Source organism: Polyangium jinanense (assembly GCF_028435365.1).
On sequence record NZ_JAGTJJ010000007.1, the window covers coordinates 36,983 to 56,483 of the forward strand.

The following is a 19,501-nucleotide window of genomic DNA, read 5'->3' on the forward strand; positions in this document are numbered from 1 at the left end:
CCGCCGAGCAAGCGTTCGTCGAGCCTATTTCGTCTCGAAGCCCCGCTATTCGTCGACCAGACCCTCGGCCGGGGCAATGCGTGCGGCACGGCGGGAGGGGAACACGCTCGCCAGCATTCCGGCCAGTACCACGAGCGCGGTGACGGCGAGCAGGTTCCACCATGGGATGTCGGTGACGAGGGCAGCTCGTCGACCCACCACGGCGGCGATTCCGAGCAGTCCGTAGGGCAGGCCGATCACGGCGCCCAGCGCGGCACCAAGGAGGGAGATCCCTGCGGCTTCCAGAAGGAGCATCGTGCGTACACCGGCGCGTCGCATGCCGAGCGCTCTCAGCAGGGAGATCTCCCTGGTTCGCTCCAGGACCGAGAGCCGGAGCATGTTGGCCAGGCCGATGACCGCGATCAGGACCGTGACCAGCAGCATTGCGACCGACATGTTGACCAGGATGGAGAGGATATTCGCGATGTCGCCTCGCTCGCTGAGCGCGCCCGAGACCGTGATCGACGGGTCCATGGCCGCGATCGTGTTGGCGCCGGACTGCAGGGCATCACGATCGGCAGACGGAGCCGCGATGGCCCAGACGGTCCGCTGCGTGGACGTGCGCGAGATCGAGGACAGGATGTCCGCTCGCACAATCCCGATGGTCGGGCCGGTGGTATCGGCCCATTTCGAGGCGTATGCGACGAACTCATGGCGCGCCCCGTCCACCACAGCCGTTACGGTGGCTCCCTCGGAGAGGCCGGCTGCCGCGAGGTATCGTCCGGGGAGGAGCATGGCAGGTGGACGGTCGGGCGTGACGGTCGAGAGTTGCGTCATGCCTGCCTCGCGGATTACCTCGCTCGGCGCCCCGAGCAATGTGGTGATCTCCTGTCCGGCGGCGGGAGGTAGCTCGACGGCTGTCTCCGGCAGGGCTGCGGTGATCGAAAGGCCAGGAAGCGACGCGATCGCTCGCACGGTCTCGGCAGAGATGACCGGGGCGTCGGTACGTACGCTGAGGTCCACGGGATAGCGGGTTTGCAGGTCCGCATCGACGGTGGCCTGGCCGCTCTTGGCAGCCACCCCCAAGGCGACGATGAGCGCCGTGCCGAGAACCAGGGCCGTGACGGCGGACCCGGTGCGTTCGGGATTGCAACGAAGATTCGAGCCGGCGATCTCGGCGGCGACACCCAGTCGGTCGAATCCGCGTTCCACCACGGGCAGGAGCAGCATCACCACCCGTCGAAGAGCCGTCAGGATCCCTACCGCCGAGACAAACCCGCCGACCACCACAGGCGCGACGGCGACGGTGCGGATTCCCGCTGCTGCGACCGCCGCTCCGATGATGACCAGGGTCGACGCGAGCACGAACACGACCCGACGGGACTGCCGGGACGGCATGGCATCGGGCGCGGTGCGTAATGCCTGCGCAGGGGGGACGCGGATGGCATGCCGGGCCGGGAACCACGCGGCGATGACCGTGGAGGCCACCCCGATCGCATTGCACGCGAGGAGGGCGAGCGTGTTGATCTGCAGCCCGCCGGCGGCGAGTTTTTGGTACGAGGCTCCGGCGAATCCGAGCAGGACCCCCAATGCCGTGCCGACCACGGAGCCAATCGTGCCGACGATGGTGGCCTCGGCGAGGATCAGGTTTCGGACCTGATTGCGATGCGCACCCAAAAGACGCAGCAGAGCGGTTTGCCTCCTGCGTTGGGTCAGAAGGATGGAGAACGTGTTGGCAATGACCAGGACGGCGGCCAGCAGAGAGAGCAGAGCGAAAGCCAGCATGATGAACGTCAGGGCGTTGGACCCTCCCACGAACCGTCCCGCTGCGGCCGCTGATTGCTCCCGGGCGCTCGACACCTCAACCGGTCCGGGCAAGGCGTTCTCGAGACGTTGGATCGTGGCCTGGAGCTTTGATGGGTCTCGCACGAGGGCCAGGGCAACCGTGGGTGTATCGCCGGCAAAAAAGGCTTCGGCCGCGTAGAAGCGATAGGAGACGCCGACGAGTGGCTGGAATCCGAGCTCCGCAACCCCGGTGATCTTCACGTTCTGCATGGGGGATGCCTTCGAACGCAGCCGGACGGTGTCACCCACGTGGACCCCGAGCTCTGCCAGGGTTTTGTCGTCCGCGACGACCTCAGCGGGCCCGGAGGGCCATCGACCTCCTTCTCGGAGGCGGAACCAGCGAGCCTGTGGGTTCTCCGGCAAGCTCAGCACGTTGGCTGTTCCACGTTGCCTTTGGCCAAACGCTTCCACCGTTCGCGCATAAACCGGATCGACGGTCGCAATGTTGGGCTCGCGGCTGACCTCCCGAAACCAGGACGGGTCCTTGGTTGGGGCCTTGTTTTCGAGGTAAATGTCCGCCTTGGTCAGCGGTGCAGCCGCGGTCAACTGGAGCCCGATGGTCGTTGTCGAGGCAAAGACCGAGGTCGCGACGAGAAACCCGACCCCGAGCGCAATGGCGACGACCACCGCCATGACGCGGGACGGATACGATCGGAGCTGGGCCCATGCGTCAGCGATCAAGGCGTGACCTCCTCGCTCAAGCTCTTCATGGCGGTCAGCACGCTGTCCTGCGCGGGTTTTATGATCTCGTAGCGTAAGTGACCGTCCGCCATGAACAGGACACGGTCCGCGTAGGTTGCGGCCACCGGGTCGTGGGTCACCATGACAATGGTTTGTCCAAGGGTGCGACAGGCGTCTCGCAACCCTGTTAGCAGGGCTCGGCCGGTGGCCAGATCGAGCGCGCCTGTGGGTTCGTCCGCGAAGATGACGGCGGGTCGCGTGAGCAGCGCCCTGGCCACGGCGACCCGCTGTTGCTGTCCGCCGGAGAGCTCACCTGGACGGTGGGACAGTCTGTCCGACAGCCCCAGGGAGCTCACGATCTGATCCAGGAACGGTCGGTCTGGTCTGCGCCCGGAGAGCTTGAGCGGGAGCAGGATGTTCTGCTCGGCGGTCAGGGTCGGCAGCAGGTTGAATGCCTGGAAGATGAAACCTATCCGATCTCGCCGAAGATCCGTGAGCTCTCGGTCGCCGAGGGCTGTGATGTCCCGGCCATCGATTTCCACCTTGCCGCGGGTCGGGGTGTCCAGGCCGGCGAGCAGATGCAGGAGGGTGGTTTTTCCCGATCCCGAGGGGCCCATGATGGCGGTGAACTGCGCCCGCTCGAACCGGGCAGACACGGCGTTCACGGCGTGAACCGCCGTCTCGCCGTTGCCATAGACCTTCGACAGGTTGAAACACTCCATTGCGGCTCGTTCGACGCGCATGACATGCCTCATGGGACAGGTCCTTTTGAAGGATTAGCGACGGGGAGGTTCCAGGAGGAGCACGTGAGGAATTTCCTCCGGCGCAATCATCTGACACAGCGTGAGAAGCGTTCCGGACCATCCGAGCATGAGGCCGGGCACCGTTTGAATTCCCTCCGGCAAACCCGGAGCGTCGCCGACCGTGTGGATGCGCTGCAGCGCGGATTCCCCGAAGCTGTGAGCCAATGGTCGCAGGTCGTCTTCGATGAGGGAGGCCTGGTGCAGCGTCACCCAGTTGCCCAGGGAGCCGTGACAGAGGGAATCATTCGGGGGCAAACCGGCGTCGTGAACGGTCCGAGCGGCCCTCAAGCCAGATCTGCGCAGCTCGTCATCCTTCAGGAGTTTCGAGGCGGCCAGGCGGGCGAGCCCGATCCCGCTCACGCCATGGCACCAGTGAATGGGATACTGGTACCCGTCTCGTCCACGCATCTCCGGCCGGGCGTCAGCCCACCGGTCGAGCCGTGGGTCGAAGAGCCGGTCGTCGAACGCGAGGGCCTCCCGTGCCGCCTGAAGGACCTCCACGTCGTCGAGGAAGGCGCCCGCCCTGGCAAGGGCCCACCCGATTCCGGTCGCTCCGTGGGAGAACCCGCCGAGGAGGACTCGTTCGTCGCCGAAGGCCCAGGCCCGGGAGCCGTCCGAGAGATGCAGGCTGTTCGCGAGCAGGTGCTCCGCCGCCGCGCGTACGCACGCGGAGATGTCCGCATCGTTCTCGAGCGCGGGATGACTGGCCAGGACGGCGCAGACGCCAGCGGAACCGGTGGTGACATCCAGGTACCGGTCGTCGCAGATGCTCCTTTTGAGCTTGCGTATGGCCGCTCTGCACGTGGCTTCCCACGCACGGTCACCGGTGACGGCCGCATAATGGGTCAGCGCATAAAGGAAGCCGGCCACCCCGCTGAACCCGCCCACGGGCAGGGGCGCGGTCCCGACCAGCCAGTCATTGAGGTGATGGTGCACGGGGGTGAGGGCCCTCCGTGCGTACTCCGCCACCCAGGCGTCGGGGACCAGGGTGCTGGCGTAGGTGAGTGCGAGTCCAACGCCCGCAAGGCCGTCGTAGAGTGTGGTGCCCAGGGGGCGGTATTCGAGGCCCTCATTCGTCACGTCGGTCGTCACGCCGATCCAGGTGACGTCTTTTTCACCGACGATCGCGTCTCGGCGTGCCCGCTGAAGCAGGCGCTCGAGCATCCTTCGGGGATTCATCGGGCCGAGCGGAGCAGGGACGCTCGTCCGTGTCGTCGGCCGCTCCTCGGCGGAGGTGGGCCCGGCTGTCGCAGCGGCTATCGATTCGAGGACCATTCGCTCCTGGAATTCGAGGTCTTGCCGAGACAGGTTTGTGATCCGGCTCGACAGGGCGTCGCGGCCGCTGGTCGCAAAGTAGCCCCTCCGGACCTCACGGCCGGCGGAAAGCAGCGATGTGCCGTCCAGCTCTGCGTAGAACAGTGGGATGTCGTGGTCGTGCAGTGCAGACAGCTCGACGGCAATGGCGTCTGCGTCCTCGGGACGTTCTCTGGCCAGGCGCCACAGGCGATTGAGGAGGTTGTCCCGGGAAACACCAGATCGCGCGTACGCGGGCTGGGTCATCTCCTGGAGCAGGAGGGAATAGCTGCGTGTCGGTCGCAGGAGATGGCGGAAGGAGAAGTTCTCCGCTCGGGCGATGACGCGGAGGAGGTCGTCGCGGCGCTCGAGGGCGGCCGCATAAACCGTGCGAAAGCCCTCGGACACGATCTTGGCATTCTTGCGGGCAAACTCCAGCGTCATGCCAGGAGGCTGGTTCCGGGACTTTCCCACCTGTTGCCGCTGGTATTCGATGCGCATGTGGGCCGTGAAGGCGCCGACGATCCGCAGGACGTCCCGGTACACCGCCGGAGCGAGGCCGCCGGTCAGGACACTGACGTCGATCGGCCCCTGATTCTCGATGCAAATGCGCACGGGAAGATACCCCGACCCGAGGACGCTGCCGTTCAGCCTGGCGATGGCATGATCGTTTGCTGTGCTCGAAGATGTTCGAGCATGATTCTGAATGGCGGTTTCGAGGTCCACCGGGACCGGGCATGTCGAGGTGGCAATGACGTTCTCGAGATGGAGGTCGGAGCTGCCGAGGAGGTAAGCGACGCCGGCGCTCGCACCGAGGTTCCGAAGATAGGTTTCGAGGTCTGTTTCGCCGGCCTCGGCATGCGGAATGAATTCCACCCATCCGTAGGAATCCCTGGCGAGGACATTCGGGGCTCGCAGGGTGATGGTGTCGGCGACGGCTGGCGCGAGGCACTCGACGAATTGCTGGTAGAACCGGTAGATCCGGGTGTCTCGGGGCTTGTAGACCACACGCTGCGTGTTCTCGAACTCGAGCAGGACCACCGTCTTCCCGCCGTCGTGGTGGTCGCCGGCGCCCAGCGTGACCCGCGTGATGCGGCCTGGGGCGGGATCCAGCAGGCCGACCCTGGTGAGCTGCGGGAGATCGTCTCGAAGTCTCTTGGTGAGCAGAGTGATCGAATTCGACCACATGCGTCCGATCCGGACGAAATCGCGAGCCAGCAAAGGGTAACGCTCCAGGATTTCTTTTCGGATCGTGCGGGATCTCAGGGCGGAGTCGAAGCGCTCGTACCCTTCCCATCTGGAGAGCTCGGCGAGCAGGCATCGAATGGCCACAGACCCGAGCCTTTGGGCCAGCGCGCTCAACATCTGCGCGCGCGCCGCGTCGGTGAACAGCTCGGCTCCCGCCAGGTCCCGCAGGTGCGCGGAGTGATGGGCCACGACGTCGGCCAGCAGGCCGGCAAATGGCAGCTCGCCAAGCTGCGTGTTCTCAATGACGAGCTCGTCGAGGGGTGGCGGCGATTCGTGGGTCGAGGGGGTATCAAAGAGCAGGGCCATGGCATCGGGGAGCCATGCCAGGGATGCGTGATGAGGTTTGAATGGCCCCCCGTCGAGGATCGAGGCCAGTTCCTGCTCGTGCATACCGATCCTGGCCAGGTAGGAGTGGAACGTGGAATCGTCCAAGAGGTGATTTCCTCGCCACTTCTCGAGCAAGTCCGGACGTCCGGTGCGAGATGCTCCGGCATCGACCGGTCGGCGCTCGACGACGGTAAGCGCCTGTGCCATGGCAACGTGGTCTAGATGTGCCCCCGGGTTCACGTATCTGCTCCTCTGTCCCGATGAATCCCTAAAAGGGTGGGGTGCCCGACCCGGGTCGGCGTCGGACACCCCACGTCACTGCTTCGTCAGCGGCAGGCGCAAACAAGGGTGCCGCACTCGATCGTGAGCGTACAGACCCACCCGCTGCTGCCCGCGTAGGGCTTCGCCGATTGCTCGAACTCCGCGTCGATCTGCGCTTGCAGGGACGGCCCTGCCTTGTCGTCCCATTGCGCTTCGACATCCCAGCGGGGGCTCTTCGCAACGATCACCTTGCCAAACGTTTCGTTCATGATTCTATCCTCCATTCCTTTCTCGGTTGGTGCGTGTGGCATTCCGTGCTCCTCGCGAAATCGCGACATTTCGTGAGGGGCATGGAATGAGGCGCGACGTGGAGCGGCGCATCGGCGAGCAGACCGAGCTCGCGGCTCGTCGCTCATGGCTCGCCTTCTGGCGGCCTCTCGTCCGCTCGCAGCGGCTCCGTAGGCGCACCTCGAAGGTCGAGCTTTGCTGTCGGCGTCGCGCTTCACGCCCACGCAACGCTGGTGCCACGCGGGGGGAGACACCGCGCGCTGGGCCCGCACGTTCACGAAGGTCCGCGAGCGCCACCGACGGCGGCCCCGTGGATCACCGTGGCTTTCGTCGAACCCGGCGCGCCGTCCCAGCGGAAAACGGGGCCCGCGGTAGTCGGATGGGCTGCGCCGGGCACGCTCTGGCGTGCGGGCTCCTTCGAGCAAGGAGTTGCGTCGTCGCGCAAGCTCGTGCCTATGACGCGTGAAGTACCACCCGTATTGTGGGGGGCTTCAGGAAGGCCCCTGAGAGGGTGTTCCCCAGGCTGCTGCGCGGCTCGATGCGTCGGTCGACCTCGAGCCGCTCGCGACGCCTGTGGAACACCCTCTGAGGGGCTTTCTCGTACGACGGAGGCCCGGCGAGGTGCCGGAGGCCGATCAGGCCGGGACGATTTCGGCGACGGGAGGGGTCGACGTATCGTTCGGCATGAGCCGGTAGCGCTTGCCACCGGAGGTGAACGAGCCGTCGTCTGCCGCTGTCGCCTGACGAAGCACATCGAAGGTTTCGTGCGCGATGAGGTACGACGTCGTGCCCGGCGGGACGATGCCCAGCGTCCACTCCGCGTTCGAGATCATGAACTTCTGCTCGGGAGGCCGGAGGCCCTTGGTCACCAGCGCGCCGAGTTCAACGGTGCCGGAGGAGTCGCGCATAAGGACGCGGAGTCTCAGGGTGGCAATGGTTGTGAGGAGTTCTTGGCGCACTGCCGGTGAGGAGACTGTCATATCGCCGATGATGGCATGACCTCCCCGGCAAGTTGAAGAGGATCGAGCACGCGGCGCGAAGGTGCCGCAGCGGGCAAGAGGGCGATGACATAGCTGGATATCACAATTTTAAGGTTTCCATGTGTCGAGGACGTTATCGTATCGACCACGTCGGCAGCGTCCTCGGCCACATCTTCGCCCCCAGTTGGCTGCGTCCTCACCGAAAGAGCCTCGCTAACTTCGCACGACTCGTAAAAATACCTCGAGCCGTAGCGCGTCCGCCCGCGTCCTTGCCCGGGATCCCGCCGGTGCCGGCGCGCTCCGCCAGGCCGCGCCCGCGAGCGCCGAGGCCTGCGACGCGCGACCCATCCGCTGCACCTCGTAATCGACCGCCTCCACCGCCTCCTCGAGACGGCTGAAGCGGGCCATGCTCTCACCGTCGACGAGCACCTCCCAGCGCTTGCCGCGCGCGCCGCGGCACACGACGAGCGCCTCTGCGAGTGTTCCCGATCGACGCTCGAAATGCAGAACGAGCCCGTATTTGCCGAGAGACGCCCATGCGTTGTCGGAGATCGCGCGGACCTCGTCAGAGAGCCCGAGCCCCAGCGGATCGAAGCGCGCGGCGCGGTCCTGGATCTCGCTGAGCGTGATCGCGCCCGCCTCCAGGTCGAATCCTGGATGATCGAAGGCGATGCGCTCCCAGGTGCGCCTCGCCGCGGAGGCGTCGCGGCCCTCGAGGTCCAGGTCCCGCGGCATGCCGAAGAGAGATGGAAGCGTGCAGAGATCCAGGGCGGAAAGATCCACAAAATCGAGGATCAAGCAATCGGTTTTTCCAGGAAATAGACGCGTCCCGCGCCCCACGCATTGCGCGTAGAGCCCCTCGTTCCGCGTGGGGCGGGCCATTGCGACGCAGCTCACGCCAGGATCGTCGAAGCCCTCGGTCAAGACCCCGACGTTGGTGAGCACGATCGTCCGGCCTTTTCGGAAGTCCTCGAGCGCTCTCGCGCGGTCTTCGGGCTTCATGGTGCCGTGGACGATGCCGGCGGGGACACCGAGGGCGTTGAGCGCGTAGCAGAGGTTTCGCGCGTGGCTCACGGTCACGCAGAAGGCGATGGTGCGCCGGTCGCGCGCGAGCTCCTGGATCGCGCGGGCCACGAGAGCGTTGCGTTCCTCGATGTCCACGGCGAGCGCGAGCTCGTCCTCGGCGAAGTCGAGACCCTCGCCCGAGAGGCGCGAGAGGTCGGCGGTGGTGGCGATGCGATAGCCGGAGAGCCGCACGAGATAACCTTGCTCGATGAGCTCCGGCAATGTCTTCGCATAAACGATGCGCTCGAAGACCGTGTCGAGGCCCTGGCCGTCGCCGCGGGTGGTGGTGGCCGTGAAGCCGAGCAAGGTGCCATTCCAGTCGGAATCGAATGCTCCGAGGCGGCGGAGGACGCGGAGGTTGTCGTCGGCGGCGGCGTGGTGGCATTCGTCGTAGATGACGAGCCCGAGGTCGCGGCCGGCGAGGAGGTTGGAAAGGCGCGCGTCGTGAAGCGAGCGGATCGAGGCGACGATGACCTTGGCATCACGCGGCGCGCGGCGCGTGGCTTGCTCCACGGCGACGATGGCCTCGCCGGCGAGGGCGCGGTGGATCTTGTCGCGGGCCTGCTCGACGAGCTCTTCCCGATGCGCGAGCACGAGGACGCCGCGGCGCGCGAGGCGAGAAAGTTCGGCGAAGATGACGGTTTTACCGGCGCCGGTCGGGAGGCAGACGACCATGCGGCGCAGGCCCGCGCGCCGGGCGGAGAGGACGGCGCTCACCGCTTCGCGCTGGTAGGGGCGGAGCGAGGGCGCAGGCGATGTCGCGGGCGGGGGAGGGGTCATGCGCAAGGCGGCGAGTGTAAAAGAATTTTTCGCGAAAGGTCTCGGGATCGGCCCGTTTTCCGTCTTGCCAGCAAGCCGCACATAAGGAACCCTGCGCGAGCCTTGCGGATCGAGATCATGAAGTCCACGAACATCGTTTGCCGCTCGAGGGGGCGGGCCTCGAGCCTACCGTGGTTCGCAGCGCTCGCATGTGCCGCATCGGTCGCCAGTTGCACGCAGGCACCGCCGCAGACGCGGCAGGAGGCGGTGTCTCCTTCACCCGCACCCGCGAACGTTGTGGCACCACCACCCACCGTTCCCGAGGTTCACGTCGATGGTCCGCGTATCCGCGTCGCCCTGAAGGAGATCCGCCTGGACGACGCGACCATTCCTTGGGACCCCGCGCTCTTCCGCGACCGGCTGCACAAGATCGACCCGCTCTTCGAGACCCTGCGAGAGCTTCGCAAGACCGAGCTCGACCGGCAAACGCCAGGTGAATGCGTTTTCGAGGCAGAACCCGATGTCCCTTTCATGGCGGTGGCCAGTGCCATTTTGACGAGCGCATTTGCTGGCTGTTCCGTGGCTTGGGTATCGACCGACGCGGGGTGGCTGAAGCTGCGGACGCCCATTCCACAGCCTCCCGGTGCGCCCTCGACCCCCGAGAGCAGGGTTCCCTCGCGCCGGCAGATCGCGCTGCACCTCGGCTCCGCGCAGCTCGAGCTCACCATCTTCGCTGTCGTGCCGCCCGCCTCGGGCACAGGCCGAGAGCAGCTCGAGCAAGTGCTGAGCCGGAAGGTATCACGAGGGACGTCGGAAGCCCGTGAGCTCGGCAGCGCGCTCGTCGGGGCCTGCCAGGAGGGCCCGCGTCCATGTCCAGCAGGCCTGTGGTTGACCGCAGACGCGGACGTGCTCTTTCGCGGCGCTGCGGGCGCACTCGGGGCGATCGTCAATGCGCAAAAAGGAGCACCCGCCGGCGATGGCGGGGCCGCGGAGGTCTTGGTGAGCTTTCGCCCCCATGGCGCTGGGCCCCTCGATCAGCGCCCGCCTGCCATCCGGCTTGGAGCCACCGAGGTATCCGGCCGTCTCGCGCCGGAAGAGATCCAGCGCGTCGTTCGCGGCAGCTTCGGCGGATTCCGGGCCTGCTACGAGGAGGGGTTGAAGCGCAATCCCAATCTGGAGGGGCTTGTGAACGTGCGTTTCGTGATCGGAAAGGACGGTCGCGTCACGCAAGCGGCTTCCTCCCCAGCGTCTCCCGCGACCCCGGAAGGCCAGGCGCCGCCCTCGCGGATGCCTGACGAGAAGGTCGTCGCTTGCATTGTCGGAGCGTTCGAGAAGCTTGTTTTTCCTGCGCCGGAAGGGGGGATCGTGACCGTGATGTATCCCATCAACTTCTCCCCGGGGAACTGAGCGCGCTCAGCGCGGCGCCTTCTGCTCCGCCTCCAGGAACTGGCTGGCTTCATCGCGGGTCTCGAAGATGTGCGGCGCGACGCCACGCCGGGTCAGCGCATCCCCGAGCTTCATGCGCAGAAACACGCTCGTCGTGTAGCGCGAGACGGTGTTGTAATAGCGGTCCATCAGATAGCGGACCATCCGCGCGTAGTCGTCCGCGACGTCCTCCGGCATCTCGAACGTATCGTAGTTGACGATGACATCCACCCGCCGGCCGATGGTCCTGCAGCGCCGCTCCACGCTCTGCCGCACCACCTCGACGTCCCTCCGGCTGCGTACCTGCATGCCGGCGAAGTTCAAGAACAACGTCCCGCGTTTGTCGTCGTAATGGATCCGCTCCTCCATGCTGAGGTGCAGGAACTCGGCGCGGAGGGCGAGGGGCTCCGCCTGGAAGATGCGCTCGTCCATGAGCGCTGGCCCCTCCGGCGGCAGGAGCGGTCGGAAGGCCATGTGCGCCAGGATATCGTCCTCCAGGTCCACGCCCGGCGCGATCTCTGTGAGCAAAAGGCCATCGTCGGTCAAGCGCAGCACGCAGCGCTCCGTCACGTAAAGCACCTGCTGCCCTCGCTTGGCCCCATAGGGTCCGCTGAAGGTCACCTGCTCCACGTGCTCCAGGAGCTTCTTGTGCCGACCCTCGCGCAGGATACGCAGCACGCCATTGCCGACGGCCACCTCCAGCCCGTCGCTCGTGAACGTCCCCAGGAAGACAACCTTGCGCGCATTCTGGCTGATGTTGATGAACCCACCCGCCCCGGCCAGCCGCCCATTGAAGCGGCTCACGTTCACGTTGCCTTGCCGATCGCATTGCGCCATGCCGAGAAATGCGACGTCCAGGCCCCCGCCATCATAAAAGTCGAATTGCTGGTGCTGCTGGATCAACGCCTGCGTGTTCACGGCCGCGCCGAAATCCAGCCCGCTCGCCGGGATCCCGCCGATCACCCCCGGCTCCGTCGTCAGCGTGACCAGCTCGAGCACCCGCTCCTCGTGCGCCACCGATGCCACGCCCTCCGGCATGCCGATTCCCAGGTTCACCACCGAGCCCACCGAGAGCTCGAACGCAGCGCGGCGCGCGATGACCTTGCGCGCATCGAGCGGCATGCTCACCACGGCGTCCGGCGGGACGCGCAGCTCGGACGCGAAGGCCGGGCTATAGGCGGTGGCGTAGGTCTGCATGTGGTTCTGCGGCGCGGCCACCACGACGCAATCGACCAGGATGCCTGGGATTTGCACCTGCCGCGGGTGCAGCGTGCCCGAGGCGGCCACCCGCTCGACCTGCACGATGACGATGCCGCCACTGTTCTTCGCCGCCATGGCCATGGAGAGGCCGTCGAGCACGAGCGACTCGCGCTCCATCGTGATATTGCCCTCGGGATCGGCCGTGGTGCCGCGCAGGAAGGCGACGTGGATGGGGAATGACTTGTAGTGAAGCCACTCCTCGCCGTTCAGCGTGATGAGCTCGACGAGGTCCTCGACGGTTCGCGGGTTGATCTTGCCGCCCGATTGCCGGGGATCCACGAACGTCGACAGCCCGACCTTGCTGAATACGCCCGGCCGCTTGCCGGCGATCTCGCGATAAAGCTGCGAGATACAGCCCTGGGGAAGGTTGTAGGCCTCGATCTTGTCGTGCAAGGCCAGGCGGCTGAGCTTCGGCACGAGGCCCCAGTGGCCACCGATCACGCGGCGCAAGAGCCCCTCGTGCCCCAGGCGGTTCAGCCCGCGCTCCTTGCCGTCACCCTGGCCGGCGGCGAAGACGAGGGTCAGATCACGCGGCGCGGAGGTGGCGAGGAAACGCCGCTCCAGGGCCGCGAGTAGCTCGTCGGGCGTGCCGTTTCCCACGAAACCCGCGTTGGCCAGGGTGTCCCCGTCACGGAGCAGGGTCGCAGCTTCATCAGCGGATACGATCTTGTTCTTTGTCATGGCGCATCCCCGCGTATCCAGCGGCTAAAAGAAGAGAAAGCCCGTGAGCTGTGCCGCTTCGTTGCTGGCCTTCACCCCGTCGGCGTATACGTCATCGATATGCGCGTAGTCCAGGCCAAAGCGCACCGCCGGCGAGGGGTCGACGAAGAAGCCGACCTCGTAGAAGCTCTCGTGATCGCGCACCTTGGCGGGGTTCGGATAGGAGCCGGCGTCGTGCAGCTGCGAGCGCGAGACGTTGGCGAAGAGCGCCACGCGGCCGCCCATGAAGGGCGGGTAATACTCCACGCCCACGAGAAACGTGGTCCAGCGCGGCAGGCGTAGCTCCCCGTTCGCGTCATAGACGGCCAATCCCGCGTCCACCGTCGAGGTATACACCGGCGCCGGCGTCGCCCCGGTGGGGTTCGGCAGCGCGGCGTGGCTCACGCCCCCGTTCAGGCCGGTGTACATGTCGTTGATCGAGCGACCGGTGACGAACTCGCCGACCAGAGAGAGGGAGTTGTCCTTCTTGTCCTTTTTTGCCGGGACGATGGGTAGATAAGCGCTGGCGGCGAAGCCCATCCCCGTCGCGGTGCGCGAGCCGAGGGGTTTTTCTGCAAATTCCGGCACGCGGAAATAGCGGAGATCTCCCGAGAGCCCAATGGAGGCGGCGGTCAGGGCGGTGGACGTCAGATAACCCGTGTGCCAGCCGGTCCATTTGTTGAATACCAGCCGCACGCCAGCCTGGCCCTCTGGGACGGCGCTGTCGCGCGCCGGTGGCCGCACGGCTGCGGCGGCGATCTCGACGTTGACGGGCTCGGTCTTGAACGTGTGCGAGAGGCGGAGCTGTATCGTGCGGGAGAAGAGCTCGCCCACGAGGCCGGGCCATTGCACGATGGCGGGGAAATAGTGCGGCTGCCAGCCGAAGAGATCCCAGTAGTGCCCGAACATGACGTCGACGATCGGCGTCTCCATCTTCAGGAAGGCGTGGCGGATGCGCAGGTTCGCATTGACGTAGAAGCCGTTTTCCGAGATCGTCGAGCCCACCGTGCCCGTGGGACCCAGGAAATCGGTCTCGATCACGCCGCTCACGCGCAGGTTCGGCAGCGGCGGCGCCTGGATGCGCAGGCCAATGCGGGTGTCGCGAATGGTGGCCTGAAAGCGTCCGTGCTGGCCGGCGTAGGTATCGGGGCGGGCCACCGGGAAGTTGCTGCTGAAGTCGGGGAAGCTCTGGGTCGAGTGGTACATCATGTCGGCCTGGACGTACCCGTAGAGGGTCGTCTTCCAGCCGGCGAACGTAATGGTGGGGCTGCTTTCGGCGCGCGCGGCCGCGAGGTCATTGAGATCCTTCTTCGCAGCCTCGTATTCCTGGGGCGAGATGAGGCCTTTGTCGGCCAGGATGCGCAGGGTGGTGAGGCCGAAGACCGGCTTGGGCGCGGGCCTCGGCGCGGGCGCCTGTGACGGCGGCGCGGGGACGAGCTTCGTCGGGACACTCGCCGGATTCGTATCCACCACGCCGCCCGGGGGCGCGGGCGGCGCGGGCGCGGGCGCGGAAGCCGCGGCCAGGGCGTCCCGGCCGAGCGTGGCGAGGACGCAAAGGGTGAGGAAATGCAGACCGGTCGCGATGCGCATGGCAAGACGCTCCTTCGAGGGGTCCGAGGGGGGCGCAGCGCGCGCCCGGCGGTCCATCAGTAGATGTGAAACGTGTAATAGAAGGCGATGACCACGAAGACGGCCGCGGTCTTGATGAGGGTCATGGCGAAGATGTCGCCGTAGGATTGGCGGTGGCTCAGTCCGGTGACGGCGAGCAGCGTGATGACCGCGCCGTTGTGCGGAAGCGTATCCATCCCGCCGCTGGCCATGGAGGCGACGCGGTGCAGGACCTCGGGAGGGATCCCCATTTGCGTGGCCTGCTCCAGGTATTGCTTGCCCATGGCCGCCAGGGCGATACCCATGCCGCCGGACGCCGAGCCGGTGATGCCGGCGAGGGTGGTGGTGGTGATGGCCTCGTTGAGCAGGGGATTGTGGATGGCCTGCGCCATGGCCCCGCTGATGGCGCGGAAGCCCGGCAATGCGGCGATGACCCCGCCGAAGCCATACTCGGAGGCGGTGTTGAAGGCCGCCAAAAGCGCGCCGCCCACGGCCACGGTGGCCGCCTTGGCAAAGGGCTCGCGCACGCGGGCGAACGCGGTGATGACGATGGCGCCGATGCCGACGAGCAACGCGCCCTCGACGGCCCACAGCGCGATGAGCTTGGAGGTATCGAGCGCCGCGACGTCCTTCACGCCGACGGCCGCGAAATCGAAGCTCGGCCCGTAGACGTTCGGCAAGAGGCGCGTGAAGACGAGATTGAGCACACCCACCAGCACGAGCGGCAGGAACGCGACCAGCGGATGGATCGATTTCTCGTCGGCCTTCGCGGGCTCGCCCTCCTCCGCGCCGAAGCCCTCCCCGCGGTCCTGGGCCTTCTTGCGCTGGTAGGTCAGGTAAGCCATGCCCGCGGTGAAGACGAAGATCGCGCCGACCAGGCCGAGCCAGGGGGCGGCCCAGGTCGTGGTCTTGAAGAAGCTGGTGGGGATGATGTTCTGGATCTGCGGCGAGCCGGGCAGGGCATCCATGGTGAAGGTGAAGGAGCCCAGCGCGATGGTGCCCGGAATGAGGCGCTTGGGAATGTTGGCGGCCTTGAACAGCTCCAAAGCGAAGGGATACACCGCGAATGCGGCCACGAAGAGAGAGACGCCGCCGTACGTCAAGAGGGCGCAGACGACGACCACGGCGAGGATGGCGTTGTTCTTGCCAATGAGGCGGGTGACGCGCTGGGTGATGGCCCGCGCGAAACCTGAGATTTCGATGAGCTTGCCGAACAGAGCCCCCAGGAGAAAAACAGGGAAGTAGGGCTTGAGAAACCCCGCCAGCTTCTCCATGTAGATGCCCGAGAAGAAGGCCGGGACGAGGGACGGGCTCACGCAGACGACGGCCAGCAAGGCGGCGACGGGCGCGAACAGGATCACGCTGAAGCCGCGGTAGGCCACGAACATGAGGAAACACAGGGCAGCAAGGGTCGTGAGGACGTCCATCGAGTGACCTCCGCGAGGGCCGCGTCCCCACGGGCAAGGGGGGCGTCGCGGGCTGCATGTTCGGCGATGGGGCCCCGGTGACCAAGTGACACCGACTTATTTGGCGGACCGCGGCGAGAGGGCGCGCCGAAAAAACAACTTACATGTGCAGGTAAGATCCGACCGCGCGCCAAAGGGCGTTCATCATCAGAGAAGGGGCTTCGCCCCCTCCGCATGACGGCGGAGAAGCTTTGCAGGCGTTTGAGGTGGCTTCCGCATCATCGCCGAGAGCGCTTGCAGGTGCTCGAGTCGACGCCGGCATGACGTTCGGTCGGTCTTGCCGCTCCATGGGTGCTCGCCCCGACGCCGCGGAGCCCCTTCTCTCAGAGGGTGTTCCACAGACGTCGCCGGCCCCAGAACCTCACCCCCCCGACCCCCTCTCCGCGCGGCGGCTGACCATTGGCCTCATCTGGCGCCTCTGTCAGGGACGGCTGGGAGGCGGTCGAACCTCGCAGAGCCTCGGGCGCATCCCATCGCGCCCTCGGCGAGGTCCGTTTTGGCCGAGCCGGGCCTCGCCGAGGCTCCGTCGCGACGCGCCTGGACCTCGCGGAGGCCTGGCTGTCGTGAGCCGGACCTCGCCGAGGCTCCGTCGCGACGCGCCTGGACCTCACGGAGGCCTGGCTTGGCCGAGCCGGACCTCGGCGAGGCCTGGTCGCGACGAGCCTGGACCTCCCGGAGGCCCGGCTGTTCCGAACGGGACCTTCACGGAGGCCCGGCTGTTGCGACCCGAAGCTCGGCGAGGCCTGGCCGCGACGAGGCTGGACCTCACGGAGGCCCGGCTGGCCCGAATTGAACCTTCACGAGGCCTGGCCGCGACGAGGCTGGACCTCACGGAGGCCCGGCTGGCCCGAACCGAACCTTCACGAGTCCTGGCCGCGACGCGCCGCGACCTCTCGGAGGGCCTACGCCTCCGCGGATGAAGCTCCATCGGGGGGTGAGCCGGCCGCCTCGCCGCTCTTCGCCTGGCGAGCGCGCGCGGCGTGGCGGGCGGCGGCCCGCTGCTCGTCGAGCTGGACCTCGTAGGCGCCGAGGAGCTCCTTCTGGATTACCGGATTTTTATCGTAATCGAGCATGACCTGCGCGGCGAACAGCTTGAATGCCTCGTGCCACGCGGCGCTGAGGCGCTCCTCCGCTTTGCCGGCGGGGCCCGCCTCCTGCCCGATGACGCGGCCATAAAGATCGATATGAGCGAGCAGGTGATCGACGGCCGGCCGTAGCCCCTGCGCGTCGACCGCGGCGGCGACCTCGGGCTCGTTCAGCGCGTTGCGCACGTCGCACAGGGCGCGCCATTCGAGGTCCATGCGGCGGCGAATGAAATCCGTGCCATTGGGGAAGACGCGGGTACGAATGAGACGAAGACGCGAGAGCGCCTCGCGCTGCGCGGGGCCGAGGGGGACGACGCTATCGAGGAGCGCGCGTTCGTCGTCGGCGCGGGCGCGATCGAACGCGGTGATGACGGTATCGGTCGCGCGATCGACGACGCCGGGGGTGGGCCCCGAGAAAGCGCGGAGGTCGAGGGTCACGGCGACGACGGCCTGCCCGCGCGCGAGCGTCGTCGGCGTGAGCGGTGTGGGCCTCGGCGCGGCGAGCCCGGCCGCGATGGCATTGCCGACGTTGAGCTGACGATCGACATCCAGGCGAGGCAATTCGAGCATGCGAGGGACCTCCGAGGGGGGCGCGAGAGGGCGCGCGATTGGGGGGCGGAGTGTCGGCCGGGCGCGCGGGGGGCGTCAAGGGGAAAGGTGAGGGGGCTGCGGGGAAAAGGGTTCTTCGATGGCGCAGGGAAGGGCGGGATCGGGTCGGGGCCGCGTCAGCCGGCGGCGGCTTCGTGGAGGGGTACGCTCGGGCGAGCGTGGAGGCGTCGAGGCTACCCGAGGGCGCGTTCGATGAGGCGCACCAGTTCACCAGGCTCGCCCGCGAGGAGCGCGTCGAACAACGGAATCGGGCTCGAATCCAGCATCACGTCCGGCGGAAACACGCCAAACGGGTCGTCCGTCCCCGGCCCGGACGGGTGCGGGATCTCCACCGTCGGCAGACCGACGCTCGCCGCGCCCCTGCTCCCCGTCGTGTCCACATCCGTCGCCGGCGCCTCATGTTGCACGGCGCTCTGCCCCGAGCGGCGAACGCCGACGGGGCACACGCGTCAACCGCGGTCAGCCGCCAACATCAGAGAAATCGTCGACGAACCGCTCGGCAGAGTACATGGCCCGCCATCCGCCACTCCCCATGTACCAGCCCGCCAGTTCGCCTAGGCCCTCCTCGGTCAAATCGACCTCGCGCCCGCTGCTGCTTACGTACTTCAGTCGCAACAAGCCCTGATCAATCGCCTGAAGGACGCCAAAAACGGCCTCGTCCACCGCATCGGGGACCACGACGCGAATGTCTGATGATGTCGCATCGAGCGCCCTCCATCTGTGCGCCGCCGGAGATCCCGCCTGGGGTTGAAGGAGTGCATCGCAATTGCGTATGGCGACATCCCTAACTTGCTGCACGAGCTTCCTGGCAAATTCCTCGATCTCAGGAGTAGGCATCTCATCGTCCCCACGGAATGCGAGTCGGGCCCGACCGACCTGAAACCGAATCACTACAACACGTGTAGGTCGCTGATCTCCAAGCGATACTTGTCGCCTTCCTTCGTTGCGACTAACGAAAGAGTGAGGTCGCTTCGTCCCTCCTCGGCAGTCCAAAGCGGCACGTCCAGAGAAGACTTCGTCGAATCCAGGTCGTTTGGATAGATATCTATCAAGGGCACTGCTTCATCAGGCAACGGCACCAGCGTTCGTCCGTAGTCACGAATCGCCGACAGTAGCTCTGAAGCTGATAGACGCCCCGCACGACCGTCCGTTTCGACTCACCGAATCGTCCACGGGCGAGGTCCGCCACAAGATCACGAATCGCAGCAAGAAGGTCTCGGTCCATGCTCGCTCCTATCGACTGCCCGGAACTCGAGTGGGCGTGGTGGGCGTCACGCCGATTGACCTGAAGTATTCATCGGCACGTTCGATCGCCGATCGGGCTTCAGCTGGAGACAAGCCACCGCGTCTCAGTGCCTTAGGCGGCCATCTCTCATGCGGGATCCAGCGCCCACGTTCCCTCCTCCCACCTCTTGATGGCCTGCGAAGCCTCGAAGGCGATCAGGCCGGAGCCCTTCGCTGCTTCCCGCAGCACTTCCATCGATTCGGTCGTCCGATGGCGCAGCAGGTACGCGGCGGCCATCACGCGGACGTCAGGCCGTTCGTGCGCCAACAGCGCAGCCAAGGCGTCCCGGCCAGCATCCCCTATCGCGCGGAGCTTCCGGAATGTCGCCATGTACCGCTTTGCATGCTTGTTCCCCGTGCGGTGGTCGCCCTGCCAGATCGCATCGGTCTGCTTCGCGACATCCTCGGCGAACTGTTCCACCAGCACCCGCATATCCGGCCGCTTCACCATAGCCCCGCCCTAATGTTCTCGATCGCCTGCAACCCGAACGCCCTCTGGGCTTCGAACGATTGGGTACTCAACCACTGACGAACTG

Annotated in this window: 14 protein-coding genes and 1 pseudogene; 1 reads left to right on the forward strand and 14 read right to left on the reverse strand. The window is 66.5% G+C overall.

Going from position 1 to position 19,501, the window contains the following annotated elements:
- Positions 1–45 precede the first annotated feature (45 nt).
- The 6 genes from KEG57_RS16835 to KEG57_RS16860 form a co-directional block, all read right to left on the reverse strand.
- Positions 46–2,457 carry an ABC transporter permease gene (locus tag KEG57_RS16835; RefSeq protein WP_272458607.1) on the reverse strand — a complete coding sequence of 804 codons (2,412 nt, stop codon included), beginning with the start codon at positions 2,455–2,457 and terminating at the stop codon, positions 46–48.
- A gap of 44 nt (positions 2,458–2,501) precedes the next feature.
- Complete coding sequence (locus KEG57_RS16840; RefSeq protein ID WP_272420572.1) at positions 2,502–3,248, reverse strand: ABC transporter ATP-binding protein; 747 nt, start codon at positions 3,246–3,248, stop codon at positions 2,502–2,504.
- 33 nt (positions 3,249–3,281) lie between these two features.
- Positions 3,282–6,383, reverse strand: coding sequence for a type 2 lanthipeptide synthetase LanM family protein (locus KEG57_RS16845; protein WP_272458608.1), 3,102 nt, complete (start codon positions 6,381–6,383; stop codon positions 3,282–3,284).
- Positions 6,384–6,502: 119 nt separating this feature from the next.
- Complete coding sequence (locus KEG57_RS16850) at positions 6,503–6,706, reverse strand: hypothetical protein (protein ID WP_272420576.1); 204 nt, start codon at positions 6,704–6,706, stop codon at positions 6,503–6,505.
- Positions 6,707–7,360: 654 nt separating this feature from the next.
- Positions 7,361–7,705: a hypothetical protein gene (locus tag KEG57_RS16855; protein ID WP_272420578.1), complete on the reverse strand. Its 345-nt coding sequence runs from the start codon at positions 7,703–7,705 to the stop codon at positions 7,361–7,363.
- A gap of 213 nt (positions 7,706–7,918) precedes the next feature.
- The gene (locus tag KEG57_RS16860) at positions 7,919–9,550 is read right to left on the reverse strand and encodes a DEAD/DEAH box helicase (RefSeq protein WP_272420580.1); all 1,632 of its coding nucleotides are present in this window, start codon (positions 9,548–9,550) and stop codon (positions 7,919–7,921) included.
- 276 nt (positions 9,551–9,826) lie between these two features.
- Here KEG57_RS16860 and KEG57_RS16865 point away from each other — a divergent pair, with 276 nt between their 5' ends.
- Positions 9,827–10,936 carry an AgmX/PglI C-terminal domain-containing protein gene (locus tag KEG57_RS16865; RefSeq protein ID WP_272458609.1) on the forward strand — a complete coding sequence of 370 codons (1,110 nt, stop codon included), beginning with the start codon at positions 9,827–9,829 and terminating at the stop codon, positions 10,934–10,936.
- 6 nt (positions 10,937–10,942) lie between these two features.
- On the opposite strand, the gene KEG57_RS16870 is transcribed toward KEG57_RS16865, so the two are convergent.
- From KEG57_RS16870 to KEG57_RS16900, 8 genes and pseudogenes are all read right to left on the reverse strand, one after another.
- A complete protein-coding gene (locus KEG57_RS16870; RefSeq protein WP_272458610.1) occupies positions 10,943–12,895 on the reverse strand; it encodes an acyl CoA:acetate/3-ketoacid CoA transferase in 1,953 nt (650 codons plus the stop codon).
- A 24-nt stretch (positions 12,896–12,919) separates the two neighbouring features.
- Positions 12,920–14,503: a hypothetical protein gene (locus KEG57_RS16875; protein WP_272458611.1), complete on the reverse strand. Its 1,584-nt coding sequence runs from the start codon at positions 14,501–14,503 to the stop codon at positions 12,920–12,922.
- Positions 14,504–14,559: 56 nt separating this feature from the next.
- Complete coding sequence (locus KEG57_RS16880; RefSeq protein WP_272458612.1) at positions 14,560–15,909, reverse strand: GntP family permease; 1,350 nt, start codon at positions 15,907–15,909, stop codon at positions 14,560–14,562.
- A 980-nt stretch (positions 15,910–16,889) separates the two neighbouring features.
- Entirely contained in the window at positions 16,890–17,642 is a 753-nt protein-coding gene (locus KEG57_RS16885; protein ID WP_272458613.1) for a hypothetical protein, read from the reverse strand.
- Between the two features lie 212 nt (positions 17,643–17,854).
- The gene (locus KEG57_RS16890; protein ID WP_272458614.1) at positions 17,855–18,088 is read right to left on the reverse strand and encodes a hypothetical protein; all 234 of its coding nucleotides are present in this window, start codon (positions 18,086–18,088) and stop codon (positions 17,855–17,857) included.
- Between the two features lie 52 nt (positions 18,089–18,140).
- Positions 18,141–18,518: a hypothetical protein gene (locus tag KEG57_RS16895; protein WP_272458615.1), complete on the reverse strand. Its 378-nt coding sequence runs from the start codon at positions 18,516–18,518 to the stop codon at positions 18,141–18,143.
- Positions 18,519–18,571: 53 nt separating this feature from the next.
- Positions 18,572–18,817 (reverse strand): annotated as a pseudogene (locus tag KEG57_RS56410) (DUF7668 domain-containing protein); the annotation flags it as partial.
- A gap of 236 nt (positions 18,818–19,053) precedes the next feature.
- Entirely contained in the window at positions 19,054–19,416 is a 363-nt protein-coding gene (locus tag KEG57_RS16900; RefSeq protein ID WP_272458616.1) for a DUF2019 domain-containing protein, read from the reverse strand.
- Positions 19,417–19,501: the final 85 nt, after the last annotated feature.